The sequence below is a fragment of the gamma proteobacterium symbiont of Scutellera amethystina genome (genome assembly GCF_059730845.1).
The window spans coordinates 1628156-1641883 of record NZ_AP035935.1 but is presented as its reverse complement, the minus strand read 5'-3'; the positions used below and the strand labels follow the sequence as shown (position 1 = coordinate 1641883).

The following is a 13728-nucleotide window of genomic DNA, read 5'->3' as shown; positions in this document are numbered from 1 at the left end:
ATATTGCACTATCAGTGCTTAATTATTTTGCCCCGCGAGGCGATCGTTAAACGCCTGATAAAAGGCAGTATAATCTCCGCGAGCGGCAAAGCGCTGAGGCTTAACTCTTTCAACCAGCACCTCGGCAGTGTCCGGCTGTTCCTGCAATATTTGCAGCGTTTCCTGCATATACTCAGCCAGTGGCATCGCTGCCGGATTCGTTGCATGCTGCCTGCCCATTAATTCAGTTTGTACCAGCGGCGGAACCAGTTCCGTTACCTGAATGGCGGTATCACGCAATTGATAGCGCAGACTCTGCGTCCAGGAGTGAATTGCCGCTTTGGTGGCACAATACGCAGGGGTAAGCGACAGGGGCACAAAGGCGAGACCGGAAGAAACGGTCAGAATAGCGGCGTGGGGTTGCGCCAGAAAATGTTCAATTAGCGCAGCCGTTAAGCGAATCGGCCCTAATAAATTGGTGGTGATTTCTGCTTCAGCCACAGTAACGTCACCCCTTTTCAGATCTTCCCTGCGCATGATGCCGGCGTTATGGATCACCACATTCAGTGCTGGCCAGCGCTGAATGACAGTTTGCGCACCGCTGAGAATTGCATCATGACTATCCATATCCATTACGATGGCGTGCATGCCAGGATTGGCTGCGATAGTTTCATCCAGTACCTCTTTTCGCCTGCCAGCAATAATAACCTGATTACCTGCAGCCAAAAGCGCTTCAGCCATAGCACGTCCTATGCCTGAACCGCCGCCGGTGATCAAAATGGTGTTACCGGTTAATTCCATAAAACTCTCCTTAACGTGCAATTAACGATCCGAACGGATATTTGCGATGCGATAAGGAGAGTATATTCAGGTTGCCGATCGGCTACTCTTCAGAAGGTACGTAATACTATGCTGAGAACACCTGCCTGACATGAAAATGTGCCCCGCGCAGAGGAAACGGAAAGATTCCGTTTACCGCCTGTCAATGCGCTGCACCAGCCGATCGCCGAGCCACTGGATACCGCACACCAGCACGATCAGTACGGCGATCACCGCCACCATCACCGCCGTGTCAAAACGCTGATAACCGTAGCGAATCGCCAGATCGCCCAGGCCGCCCGCCCCGATGGCGCCCGCCATTGCCGAGGCGCCGATCAGCGCCACCAGCGTGACGACAAAACCGGAAAGAATGCCCGGCAGCGCTTCCGGAATCAGCACCTCCCAGACAATACGTAATTTGCTGGCGCCCATGGCACGCACTGCATCAATCAGCCCGCGATCGACATCGCGCAGTGAAACTTCCGCTACCCGGGCAAAATAGGGCGTGGCGGTGATCGATAACGGCACAATTGCTGCCCAGGTGCCCAGAGAGGTGCCGACCAGCAGACGGGTAAAGGGAATCAGCGCCACCAGCAGAATAATGAACGGCAGCGAGCGAAAGCCGTTGATCACTACGCCCAGCAGGCGGTTGATGCTCCGGTTTTCAGCAATGCCGCCGGGGCTGGTGGTCACCAGAATCAGTCCCAGCGGTAATCCGGCCAGCAGCGAAAACAGGCCGGCCACCGCCGTCATCAGCAGCGTTTCACCCAACGCATTGAGCAGTAAATCAATCATCACTGGCGACATAACCGACCAACTCCACCTGTGCCTGCTGCGTACGCAGCCAGCTGAGAACCTGATACTCATCGGCAGCGTTGGCGGCCGGGAGCGCAATAAAGAAACGCACTACCGCGTAGTGCTGAATGTGGTCGATGCCCCCCTGCAGCAGGCGAAATTTACCCGGCAGAGCGCTGGCAAACTGCGTCAGCAAATCCCCCTGCGCCGCCACACCAGCAAAGTGAACGCTGTAGATCGCCTCACCTTCACGCTGTTCGCTGAGCCGCGCTGCGAGATTCTCCGGCAGCTGCGGCAGCAGCCCGCGCAGCAGCGTGCGCGTCAGCGCGGATTGCGGATGGGCGAACACCTGCCACACCGGGCCCTGCTCGACAATCTCCCCGGCGTCGATGACGGCCACGCGATGCGCCACGGATTTGATCACCTCCATCTCATGCGTGATCAGCAGAATGGTGATACCAAGCTGCTGATTGAGCGATTTCAGCAGCGCGAGAATCGAGCGGGTGGTTTCCGGATCGAGCGCCGACGTGGCTTCGTCACACAGCAGTAGCGCCGGGCTGGCGGCCAGCGCGCGGGCAATGCCGACGCGCTGTTTTTGTCCGCCGGAAAGCGCCGCCGGATAGTGTCCGGCCTTGTCGCTCAACCCCACCAGCGCCAGCAGTTCCGCTACGCGCTGGTTGCGCTGTGTCTTTTCCATGCCGGCTATTTTCAGCGGCAGCGCCACATTCTGTGCCACGGTTTTTGCCGACAGCAGATTGAAGTGCTGAAACACCATGCCGACGCGACTGCGCACCGCCTGCAGCTGCTGTTCCGACAGACCGGTAATACGCCGCCCTTCAATCTCGATTACGCCTTCGTCGGGCTGCTCCAGCCCGTTGAGACAGCGAATCAGCGTCGATTTTCCGGCGCCGCTGCGCCCGATCAGGCCAAGGATTTCGCCTTTTTGCACCGTCAGTGAGACATTGCGCAGCGCCTGTGTCTGGCCGAAACGGCGCGACACGCCCTGCAAACGCACCACGTTGCTGTGCTGCGCCACGCGATCGCGTACTGTTGTCTCTTCGATCACGCCGCGCGCCACGGCGGTCAGGGGCACGGTGGCCTCGGAAAATAGCGTCATGGATGGGTTCCTTACCAGGCGGTTTCGCCCGTGCCTTTGTAGACCTTGTCAAACACCGTTTTGACGGCATCGTTCTGGTACGATGCCACCAGGGTTTTCACCCACGGGGCGCTGGCGTTCTCTTTTTTCACCGCGATAAAGTTGTTGTATGGATTGTCTTTCACCGGCTCCTGCGCGATACGATCCGCCGCAGTCAGACCGCTTTTCAGCGCCCAGTCGGTATTGACCACTGCCGCATCGAGATCCGGCACCGAGCGACCAATGATGCCGGAATCCAGCTCTTTGATTTTCAGGTGGTGGGGATTGTCAGTGATGTCGGCCGTGGTCGCGGCAATGCCGACGCCCGGTTTGAGTTTGATCAGCCCCTGTTGCTGCAGCAGCACCAGACCGCGTGCCTCGTTCGACGGATCGTTAGGCACGCCGATTACCGCTCCGTCTTTCAGAGCGGCGGCGCTTTTCACTTTCTTCGAATAGAGACCGATCGGCCAGACGGCGGTATCGCCGACGCGCACGATATCGTAATGATTGACCTTGATTTGATTATTCAGGAACGGCTGATGCTGGAAGGCATTGGCATCCACTTCACCATTCTGTAACGCTTCGTTGGGCTGATTATAATCATTGAAAATCACGGTTTTCACCGTCAGCCCTTTCGCGGCGGCCTGCTTTATTACTTCACGCCAGACGTCTTCGTCCTCGCCGCTCATGATACCGACCTTCACCACGGTTTTATCCGCCGCCTGCGCCACTGAAAACGGCGCGACCACGCTGCCGGCAACCAGTAACGCGCCGACAGTTAACAACAATTTATTTTTGGCTGATCCAAAGCGTGTGTGCATAAATTATTTCCTGAGTGTTATTATTACGCGAGTCAAAATAAGCTGCCGTGATCGACAGATACGCGCAGTATACGCAGTTGCTTATTCCAGCATTATGATTTATCCGGGAATGCTATTCCTGAAATGAATAAAGCCATGCCGCCGCTCGTCGCGCCAAAAGGCCCCGGGCGGCTGTGCTACCATGCCTGTTTGATTGACCGTTATTGAGCGCTATGTCGGATACCACACCCAAACGTAAAAATGACCCGGAAGGGTTGAAAAAACGCATCCTCGCCGGTGCGCTGCAAACCTTCGCCGAATACGGTATGCAGGGCGCGCGAATGGAGCAGATTGCTGAACTGGCACAGACTACCAAGCGCATGGTGGTGTATCACTTCATCAACAAAGAGAAGCTGTATATTGAGGTGCTGGAGCAGGTGTATCAGGCGATTCGCCAGCATGAAACCGGCCTGAATCTTACTACGCTGGAGCCGGAAGAGGCGATGATCAAACTGGTGGAAGCCAGTTTTGACTATCACGTCACGCATCCCGATTTTATGCGCCTGGTGTGTACAGAAAACCTGCTGCGCGGGCGTTACATCATGCAGTCGGAGCGCATCAAAGCGATGAACAAAAGTACCCTCGATTTGCTGGATGACATCCTGTCTCGCGGCCAGCGTCAGGGCATCTTTATCGACGGCCTGGATACCGTGGACGTACACCGCCTGCTCAGCAGTATTTGTGTGCATCACGTCTCCAACCGCTACACCTTCCACACGCTGTTTACCCCCCACGACAGTGAGGAGGACAGTATTCGCCGCAACCGTCAGCTGGCGGTAACGGCCACGCTGCGCTATATCCGCAAAGCCCCGTAATCTGCGGGTTCGCTGTGATGGTCTACGCTTGATCAAATAACCGGGACCGTGACAGACCTCAGATTAAGGAACGCTGCAGTGAAGAAAGATGCTCTCCTCTATCCGTTACGCAACACGCAAAATACCGATGACACGCCTGCGCTCTGGAACTGGGCGCAGAATTCGGTAGTTGGCCAGCGCCAGCAGTTGCATCAGCCACGTAATGAAGCCGAGCTGCAACAGCTGTTGCGCGACTCGCACGGCAAAGTGCGCGTGCTCGGCAGCCGCCTGTCACCCGGTCGCATGCTGTGCGTACAGCCGCAGGACGTGCTGCTGGATCTCAGTGCGCTGCGCGGCATCCTCGCTCAGGATGAAGAGAGCGTCACGTTTGCCGCGGGCACGCCGCTGCAGCAGGTGTATGACAGCCTGACAAAGATGGATCGCATGCTCGCCTCCTCACCCGGCGTGATTGCGGTGCAGACGCTGGCCGGTGCGCTGGCAACCGGCACCCACGGTCAGGGCCTGGCACAGAGTTCGCTGGCGGACGAAGCGCTGCATATCCGCATGGTGCTGGCCGATGGCAGCGTGCGCGAGTTTCAGCGCGGCGACGCCGATTTCCCGGCGGCGATGGTTTCACTTGGCGCGCTCGGCATCGTCACCGCCATTACGTTGCGTACTCAGCCATTTCGCCTGTTTACCTGCCATAAATTCGCCGCGTCTGCCGATTCACTGGAACAGGATTTGCTGACGTGGAATGAGCAGCACGAACTCAGCAAAGCCTGGTGGTTTGTCGATGACAACCTGATGCATGTCTGGAACGCCGATGTCGCCACTGCCGAGGACAGCCAGGCATGGTACGACCATCAGCGCGAAGTGATTGAGCACGGCGATCAGGCCGACAGCAGCCTGAACGACACCATCGATCAGACGCTGGAACACATGCATCGCGACACGCAGATTCACGGCAAAGGCGGCAAACAGTTTCGTACCGTCACCCGCTTCCGTGATTTCACCGACATCAGCGGCGATATCTACCAGCTGTTTTGTCGTGGCATCGCCGTACCGCAAATCAACGTTGAGATTGGCGTGCCGCTGGCCAAAACGCCGGAAATTATCAGCAAGATCAAAGCCTGGTACGCACAGAATCGTCCGCACATGCACTATCCCATCATCCTGCGCTGCACCGGCGCTTCACAGGCGTGGATGAGCCCGGCGCATCAGCAGCCGACCTGCTTTTTTGGTTTCGTGGTGTATTACGCGGATGACGGCTCGCTGTCGCAGGACGGACTGCATTTCCTCACCGAAGTGGAAAAACTGCTGGCGGCGGAAGGCGGACGTCCGCACTGGGGTAAATATTACGATCCGCAGCGCTATCAGTGGCGCGCCATCTATCCGCAGTGGGATGCGTTTCGTGCAGTGCGTGAACAGCTGGATCCGACGCACCGCTTTAGCAATGACTATGTCACGGCTTTGTTTGATTGAGTTTGATGGGGAGAATTTATGTACGCCTGGGTAACGCTGTTAACGCAGCCGGAATATTATGTCGGGGTGAAAGCGCTGCATCGCTCACTCAAACGCAGCGAAACGCGCTGGCCGCTGATTGTGATGGTCACCGATGCCATCGACCTGAGCATGCGCGAAGCATTACAGGCGCTGGGCTGCGTGATCCATCCGGTCCAGCCGCTGATGCCGGACGCCGCGCTGGAGCAGCATTATGCCTCGGCACAGTTTGGTGAAGTGTGGAGCAAGCTGCGCGCCTGGGAGCTGACCGGCTGCGAGCGCGTGGTGTTTCTTGATGCCGATATGCTGGTGCTGCGCAACATGGATGAGCTGTTTACGCTTGACCTCGGCAAGCATGCGCTGGCGGCCTGTCACGCCTGCCGCTGCAACCCGAATCAAATCGCCAGCTATCCTGACAGCTGGCAGCCGGAGCATTGCCATTATACCTGGCAGGCGCGCGGTGAAACGCCGCCCGCCGATCTTGATAACTATCTCAACGGCGGCTTTCTGGTGCTGCAGCCGGATCAGGCGGTTTTCGACTGGCTGCAGCAGAAAGTGGCTGAGATTGACGACCTGCGCCGCTATCCGTTCTCCGAACAGGATTTGCTCAATGAAGTGTTTGCCGGACGCTGGCTGCCGCTGCCGTACATTTATAACGCGCTAAAAACCCTGCCGTTCCAGCATGCCGGCTTATGGCATGACGATGAGGTGAAGAATCTGCACTACATTCTCGCCAAACCGTGGAAGCGCGACCTGAACCAGCCAGAGGCGCAGCGCGACCGTTATTACGCGCTGGATAAGCTGTGGTGGGAGCTGGGCGCGGATTAATGGCTGGTCGCGGCGCGATTTATCGGGCAATGGTTGGTCGCCATCAATGGCGACCCTACAGGGTTGAATGCGGGTCACAAGGTCTGGGTGCGTTCGTGAAGGACGCGTTGTCGCCATGAATGGCAACCCCGCAGAATCTAATACGCGTCAAAGCCTTTGCTGAATTTCCCAGGGTGCGCATTTATGCGCACCTGGTCGCGGCGCGATTTATCGCGCAATGATTGGTCGCCATAAATGGCGACCCTACAGGGTTGAATGCGGGTTACAAGGTCTGGGTGCGTTCGTGAAGGACGCGTTGTCGCCATCAATGGCGACAACGCAGAATCTAATACGGGTCAAAGCCTTTGCCGCATTTCCCAGGTTGCGCATTTATGCGCACCTGGTAGCGGCGCGATTTATCGCGCAATGGTTGGTCGCCATAAATGGCGACCCTACAGGGTTGAATGCGGGTTACAAGGTCTGGGTCCGTTCGTGAAGGACGCGTTGTCGCCATCAATGGCAACCCTGCAGAATCTAATACGCGTCAAAAGACCTTGCCGCATTTCCCAGGGTGCGCATTTATGCGCACCTGGTAACGGCGCGATTTATCGCGCAATAATTGTGCGCTTCCCTGCGCACTGTCGCTTAACGCCAGCCGAGCTCTGGCGCGACGTGGGTCAGAATGCTGTCGATCACGTGCGCACAATAATCCACGCCAAGCTGATTAGGGATAGTCAGCAACAGGGTATCCGCTTCCGCGATCGCTTCATCCTGTGCCAGCTGTTTGATCAGCTGCTCCGGCTCTGCGGCATAGCTACGCCCAAAGATGGCGCGGGTTTTCTCATCGAGGAACCCGACGGAATCCTGCTCCTGTCCGCCGCGACCGAAGTAAGCGCGGTCGGTGTCGTTCATCAGGGCAAAAATACTGCGGCTGACCGACACGCGCGGCGCACGCTGATGCCCTGCCGCCTGCCAGGCTTCTTTATAGGCGCGAATCTGCTTCGCCTGCTGCACATGGAACGGTTCGCCGGTCTCGTCATCCTTCAGCGTCGAACTCTGCAAATTCATCCCCAGCTGGGCTGCCCAGATCGATGTGGCGTTCGAGCCGGAGCCCCACCAGATACGCTCGCGCAGGCCTTCGGAATAGGGCTCGAGGCGCAGCAGTCCCGGTGGATTCGGGAACATCGGCTGCGGATTGGGTTTGGCAAACCCTTCGCCGCGCAGCACTTCCAGCAGCTCTTCGGTGTGACGACGTCCCATATCCGCATCGGTTTCCCCTTCGCGCGGATTAAAGCCAAAGTAGCGGTAGCCTTCAATCACCTGCTCCGGCGAGCCACGGCTCAGGCCGAGCTGCAAACGGCCGTTGGCGATCAGGTCCGCTGCCCCGGCGTCCTCCGCCATATACAGCGGATTTTCGTAACGCATGTCGATCACACCGGTACCAATCTCGATGCGGCTGGTTTTGGCACCGACCGCCGCCAGCAGCGGAAACGGTGAACTCAGCTGGCGGGCAAAGTGGTGTACGCGGAAATAGGCACCGTCGGCACCCAGTTCTTCGGCGGCGACAGCCAGGTCAATCGACTGCAGCAGCACATCCTGCGCCGAACGGGTGGCCGAGTGTGGTGACGGGGTCCAGTGACCGAAAGATAAAAAGCCAATTTTTTTCATGCTAAATGCTCCTCGCGGGCCAGAACGGCGCCGGCGTCATCAATCAGAATTCGATGAGGTAAGGTTACGCCTGTGCGAAGAGGACTGATAGCCAATAGTTTTCGCGCGCTTCTTCAACTTTTTTGCATAACAAAGCAATTTTCCGTCTTTGTGTTTATCACGCGTATCGCGCATCGTGAGCGCATCTTTTCCCGTCTCGCTGACTGAATTCATGAACATGGTCAAAGGAACCTCCGCCTACCTCAGTGCGCAACAGCGCGAAGTGGTGCATCAGCTGGCACGCAGCTGGCTCTGGCGCAGCGAATTGCCGACCTGGCTGTTAATCATTACCGTTTATAGCGGCTGGTTCGCCAGCGTGCTGTACTGGCAAACGCTGGGCCTGCCCCTCGCCACGCTGCTGCTGATCCTGTTCACCACCTGGTATTTGTCGCTGCAGCATGAGCTGATTCATGGCCATCCGACGCGCCTGCCGCGCCTTAATCAGCTGTTTGGCACGCTGCCGCTGGCGGTGTGGTATCCGTATGGTCTCTACCGGGATTCGCACCTGGCGCATCACCGCAACCACACCCTGACCGATCCGCATGATGATCCGGAAACCTATTATCTGTCGCCGGCGCACTGGACACGGCTCAAACCCTGGCAACAGCGCGTTATCCATCTGCGTAATACCTTTCCGGGACGTCTGCTGCTGGGACCGCTGCTGGATATCCTCGCCACGCTGCGCGCGCTGATGCAAAGCGTGGTGCAGCGCGACGTGCCGGCGATGATGATGTGGCTGGTGCACCTGCTACTGCTGGCCGGACTTTTTTACTGGCTCAGCCTGCACGGCTTTTCCCCGCTGTGGCTGGTGCTGGCGGTGAGCTATCCGGCGCTGATGCTGACCAAGGTGCGCTCATTTTACGAACATCGTGCCGATGAGGCGCCGCTGGCGCGCTCGGTGAATAACGAAGCGGCCTGGCCGTGGCGCCTGCTGTTCCTGAATCTCAACTATCATTCTGTACATCACGATCTGCCCGGTTTACCCTGGTACGGTCTGCGCAAAGTCTATTTGCTCTACCGCGACGGCTACTATCAGCGTAATCAGGGTTTTCGCGTTGCCGGTTACGGCGAATGGATGAAGCGCTTCTGGCGTCAGCCGATTGACGTTAACGCCCACCCGGGACACCACAAGGACGCACAGAATGCACATCATCTCTTTACCGATGTACGACATCGACCACCCGAGCACGCTGGCCATGACCTCAGTGCTGACGCGGCTGCTGGCGAAGCGCGGCGTGCAGGCTGAGGTGCAGTGGCACGAAGACCTGCTGCCACACTGGCGTGATGACAATCTGCTGCTGAGTCAGACCTGCGGCTATCCGCTGGTCGCGCTATTGCCTGACGTGCAACTGGTGGGCACGTTTCAGTCCAATGCGCCTGGCTGCCATGATCTGCGCTATCGCAGCTGGCTGGTGGCACGGCAGGAAGATGAGAACCTGAGCCTCGTCGATTTCCGCGGCCGCCGCGCAGTGTGCAACAGCAATGACTCACACTCCGGATACAATTCGCTGCGCTATGTGGTCGCGCCGCTGGCCCAGAACGGCAAATTCTTCGCCACTACCCGGTTCAGCGGCAGCCACCGCCAGTCGCTGGCCGCGCTGCGCGCCGGACAGGCCGACCTCGCCGCGATTGATTGCATCACCTGGGCGCTGCTGCGCAAATACCGGCCGCAGGAGTTGCAGGGTGTCGCCATCATCGGCGAAACCCCGCTGTGTGCCGCGCTGCCGCTGATAACCTCGGCGAAAACCGACAGTCTGCTGCTGGAAAAGCTGCGCAGCACGCTGTTTGAGCTGGCCAATGTGGAGGACTACAAGGATGTGATGAAGGCCAACCTGCTGGCGGGCTTTTCTGTGCCGCAGCGCGACTGGTTTGACGAGGTTAAACGCTGGGAAGATGACGCCGCCGCGCTGGGCGTGACGGCGCTGTAAATAAAGCACTAACCGGCGGCATCCCTGCCGCCAGCAAGCTTACTGTGCGCGAGCCGCGATAATCGCCTCTGCGACGTTACGCGGTGCTTCGGCGTAGTGGGCAAACTCCATGCTGTACGTAGCGCGGCCCTGAGACATCGAGCGCAGCGTGGTGGCGTAGCCAAACATCTCGGCCAGCGGCACTTCAGCACGGATAATGCGCGCGCCGAAACGCTCGTCCATGCCCTGCAGCGTGCCGCGCCGGGATGACAAATCGCCCATCACGCCGCCGGCATACTCTTCCGGCGTCTCCACTTCCACCTGCATCAACGGCTCAAGTATCACCGGATCGGCCTGCTTCGCTGCCGCTTTGAAGCCAAAGATCGCCGCCATGCGGAACGCCATCTCCGACGAGTCAACGTCGTGATAAGAGCCAAACGTCAGCGTGGCTTTGATGTCGACCACCGGATAACCGGCCAGCACGCCGCTGTTGAGCGCTTCGCGAATGCCCTTCTCCACCGAAGGAATGAATTCGCGCGGTACCACGCCGCCTTTGGTCGCGTCTTCAAAGGCGAAACCGCTTCCGGCCGCCTGCGGCTCCAGCGTCAGCACCACGTGACCATACTGGCCCTTACCGCCCGACTGACGCACAAATTTCCCTTCCACCTCGCGCACCGTTTTGCGGATGGTTTCGCGGTAGGTTACCTGCGGCCGGCCAATATTGGCTTCCACGCCAAACTCGCGTTTCAGACGATCGACGATGATCTCCAGATGCAGTTCACCCATGCCGGAGATGATGGTCTGACCGGACTCCTCATCGGTGTGCAGCCGGAACGACGGATCCTCTGCCGCCAGCCGCTGCAGCGCCAGCCCCATTTTTTCCTGATCGCCTTTAGTCTTTGGCTCAATCGACAGCGAAATCACCGGATCGGGAAACTCCATGCGCTCCAGCGTGATTACCGCATCAGGATCGCACAGCGTTTCGCCGGTGGTGACCTCTTTCAGCCCGACGCAGGCGGCAATATCGCCGGCGCGGATCTCATCAATTTCGATGCGGTCGTTAGCCTGCATCTGCACGATGCGGCCAATGCGCTCTTTACGCCCTTTCACCGCGTTCCACACGCTGTCACCTTTGCGCAGCACGCCAGAATAGACGCGCACAAAGGTCAGCTGACCGACATAAGGATCGCTCATCAGCTTGAACGCCAGCGCCGAGAAAGGTTCCTCATCGTCAGCATGGCGTTCGTCGTGTTCGCCGCGCTCGTTGATGCCGGCGACCGGTGGCACGTCGAGCGGCGAAGGCATCAGTTCGATGACCGCATCGAGCATGCGCTGCACCCCTTTGTTTTTAAACGCGCTGCCGCACAGCATCGGCTGGATTTCGCCCGCCAGCGTGCGCTGCCGCAGCCCGGCAATCACCTCGTCTTCACTGAGATCGCCCTGCTCCAGATAGCGATCCATCAGCGCTTCGCTGGCTTCTGCCGCTGCTGCCACCATGTTTTCCCGCCACTCCGCCGCCTGCGCCTGCAGCGCGTCCGGAATCGGCGCATAGCTAAAGCTCATGCCCTGGCTGGCGTCGTCCCAGTAGATGGCGCGCATTTTGTTGAGATCGATGACCCCGCTGAACTGCTCTTCAGCGCCGATGGGAATGACAATCGGCACCGGATGCGCCTGCAGGCGATCTTTCATCATCTGCACCACGCGGAAAAAGTCCGCGCCCTGGCGGTCCATCTTGTTGACGAACGCAATGCGCGGCACGTGGTATTTATTCGCCTGCCGCCACACGGTTTCTGACTGCGGCTGAACGCCACCGACCGCGTCGTACACCATCACGGCACCATCCAGCACGCGCATTGAGCGTTCCACTTCAATGGTGAAGTCAACGTGTCCGGGCGTATCAATGATGTTGATACGGTGCGGCGTGAAGCTGCCGTCCATGCCCGGCCAGTAGCAGCTGACCGCCGCCGAGGTGATGGTAATGCCGCGCTCCTGCTCCTGCGCCATCCAGTCGGTGGTTGCCGCGCCATCGTGCACTTCACCCAGCTTGTGGCTCATTCCGGTGTAAAACAGGATGCGCTCAGTGGTGGTGGTTTTACCGGCATCGATGTGCGCGGAGATGCCGATGTTGCGATAACGTTCGATGGGGAGGGGTCGGGGCATGATGCGTCCTTAGTCTGTTGACGAAAAAAACCGGCAGGCACCATTGCCCGCCGCTGTGCCCCAGCATAAACCCATTGTACGAATGAATACGAACAGTTTGAGCTTTTTTTGCTCATCGCTGAGATTGTCACGGTTTTCCGCATTTGCGGTGTGGCGCAGTGACGCGCAGCGCTTTAAGGTAAGGCTTTCATGCCTAACGGGAAAACAGTCCATGCGTATTCTGATTGTGGGAGCCGGTGCCACCGGCGGGTACTTTGGCGCGCGCCTGGCGCAGGCCGGCCGTGATGTGACCTTTCTGGTGCGCGAGCGCCGCCAGCAGCAGTTGCAACAGACCGGACTGGTGCTGCAAACGCCGGAAGGCAGCACGGTGCTGCAACCGCAGCTGGCGCTGGCCTCGACGCTGATCGGTGATTACGATCTGATTATCCTGACGGTGAAAAGCTTTGCGCTGGAACAGGCGATTGAGGACATCGCCCCGGCGGTTGGCGCGCAGACGCTGATCATGCCGATCCTCAATGGTATGCGTCACATTGATACGCTGCGCGCACGTTTCGGTGACAAGGTGATTGGCGGGCTGTGTAAGATTCACGCCACGCTGGGCGAGCACGGCGAAGTGATGCAGCTGTCGCCGCTGCACGTGCTTTACTACGGCGCGCTGGACGGCAACAACGATGCCCGTCTGGCGCGCGTGGATGCCGCGCTGCGTGATGCGCAGTTTGATAGCGTGTTCGCCGATAACATTATCAGTGAGCTGTGGGAGAAGTGGCTGCTGCTGAGCACGCTGGGTGCCGTGTGCTGTGTGGCGCGCGGCAATACGCAGCACATCCTGCGTTCAGCCGGTGGTGAAGCGCTGCTACAGGGCATTTTCGCCGAGGTGCTGGCGGTGATCACCGCCGATGGCTACCAACAGCGTCCGGCCGTGACGGCGAAGATTTATGAGACGCTGAACAATCCTGAGGCAGCGATGACCTCATCCATGTACCGCGATTTAACCCAGGGCTACGATATCGAAGCCGATCAGATCATCGGCGATTTGCTGGTGCGCGGCGCGCGCCATGCGGTGGCAACGCCGCTGCTGAACGCGGTGTATGTGAATTTGCAGGTGTATTTGCAGACGCGGTGATAAGTCCGGTGCGTAGCGCCAGGTGCGCATGAATGCGCCCCCTACGGCCCCGTACGCGGGAATAACCTGGTGCGCATAAATGCGCACCCTACGATACTGTAGGGTCGCCATTCATGGCGACCGATATCACGCCGGAACCATC

General features: G+C 58.6%; 12 protein-coding genes. 6 read left to right on the top strand and 6 right to left on the bottom strand.

The window, feature by feature from the left end; translation table 11 throughout:
• Nucleotides 1-18: 18 nt before the first annotated feature.
• The 4 genes from AC6I79_RS07435 to AC6I79_RS07420 form a co-directional block, all read right to left on the bottom strand.
• Nucleotides 19-780 carry an SDR family oxidoreductase gene (locus AC6I79_RS07435; protein WP_136545775.1) on the bottom strand — a complete coding sequence of 254 codons (762 nt, stop codon included), beginning with the start codon at nucleotides 778-780 and terminating at the stop codon, nucleotides 19-21.
• A gap of 171 nt (nucleotides 781-951) precedes the next feature.
• Entirely contained in the window at nucleotides 952-1605 is a 654-nt protein-coding gene (locus AC6I79_RS07430) for a methionine ABC transporter permease (RefSeq protein WP_058771108.1), read from the bottom strand.
• Nucleotides 1586-2710, bottom strand: a complete 1125-nt coding sequence (locus tag AC6I79_RS07425) for a methionine ABC transporter ATP-binding protein (RefSeq protein ID WP_081317685.1) — start codon at nucleotides 2708-2710, stop codon at nucleotides 1586-1588. The genes AC6I79_RS07430 and AC6I79_RS07425 overlap by 20 nt, the downstream gene beginning before the upstream one ends.
• Before the next feature lie 11 nt (nucleotides 2711-2721).
• Nucleotides 2722-3549 (bottom strand): MetQ/NlpA family ABC transporter substrate-binding protein, encoded by an 828-nt coding sequence (locus AC6I79_RS07420; RefSeq protein ID WP_498027665.1) that lies wholly within the window; start codon nucleotides 3547-3549, stop codon nucleotides 2722-2724.
• 212 nt (nucleotides 3550-3761) lie between these two features.
• On the opposite strand from AC6I79_RS07420, the gene AC6I79_RS07415 reads away from it, so the two are divergent.
• The 3 genes from AC6I79_RS07415 to AC6I79_RS07405 all read left to right on the top strand — a co-directional run bounded on the left by AC6I79_RS07415 (nucleotide 3762) and on the right by AC6I79_RS07405 (nucleotide 6710).
• Nucleotides 3762-4403 (top strand): TetR/AcrR family transcriptional regulator, encoded by a 642-nt coding sequence (locus AC6I79_RS07415; RefSeq protein ID WP_021509768.1) that lies wholly within the window; start codon nucleotides 3762-3764, stop codon nucleotides 4401-4403.
• Nucleotides 4404-4481: 78 nt separating this feature from the next.
• Complete coding sequence (locus tag AC6I79_RS07410; RefSeq protein ID WP_498027664.1) at nucleotides 4482-5864, top strand: D-arabinono-1,4-lactone oxidase; 1383 nt, start codon at nucleotides 4482-4484, stop codon at nucleotides 5862-5864.
• Between the two features lie 18 nt (nucleotides 5865-5882).
• On the top strand, nucleotides 5883-6710 hold the full coding sequence (locus AC6I79_RS07405) for a glycosyltransferase family 8 protein (protein ID WP_058771104.1): 828 nt from the start codon (nucleotides 5883-5885) through the stop codon (nucleotides 6708-6710).
• A 624-nt stretch (nucleotides 6711-7334) separates the two neighbouring features.
• Here the strand turns inward: AC6I79_RS07405 and AC6I79_RS07400 are convergent.
• Nucleotides 7335-8357, bottom strand: a complete 1023-nt coding sequence (locus AC6I79_RS07400) for an LLM class flavin-dependent oxidoreductase (RefSeq protein ID WP_021509376.1) — start codon at nucleotides 8355-8357, stop codon at nucleotides 7335-7337.
• A gap of 217 nt (nucleotides 8358-8574) precedes the next feature.
• Here AC6I79_RS07400 and AC6I79_RS07395 point away from each other — a divergent pair, with 217 nt between their 5' ends.
• Both AC6I79_RS07395 and AC6I79_RS07390 read left to right on the top strand, forming a co-directional pair.
• Nucleotides 8575-9642, top strand: coding sequence for a fatty acid desaturase (locus tag AC6I79_RS07395; RefSeq protein WP_498027663.1), 1068 nt, complete (start codon nucleotides 8575-8577; stop codon nucleotides 9640-9642).
• Nucleotides 9539-10324 (top strand): phosphate/phosphite/phosphonate ABC transporter substrate-binding protein, encoded by a 786-nt coding sequence (locus AC6I79_RS07390; protein WP_498027662.1) that lies wholly within the window; start codon nucleotides 9539-9541, stop codon nucleotides 10322-10324. Before AC6I79_RS07395 ends, AC6I79_RS07390 begins: the two co-directional genes overlap by 104 nt.
• 39 nt (nucleotides 10325-10363) lie before the next feature.
• On the opposite strand, the gene fusA is transcribed toward AC6I79_RS07390, so the two are convergent.
• Nucleotides 10364-12463, bottom strand: a complete 2100-nt coding sequence (fusA, locus tag AC6I79_RS07385) for an elongation factor G (protein WP_498027661.1) — start codon at nucleotides 12461-12463, stop codon at nucleotides 10364-10366.
• Between the two features lie 211 nt (nucleotides 12464-12674).
• On the opposite strand from fusA, the gene AC6I79_RS07380 reads away from it, so the two are divergent.
• Entirely contained in the window at nucleotides 12675-13586 is a 912-nt protein-coding gene (locus AC6I79_RS07380) for a ketopantoate reductase family protein (RefSeq protein WP_498027660.1), read from the top strand.
• The last annotated feature ends 142 nt before the right edge of the window (nucleotides 13587-13728 follow it).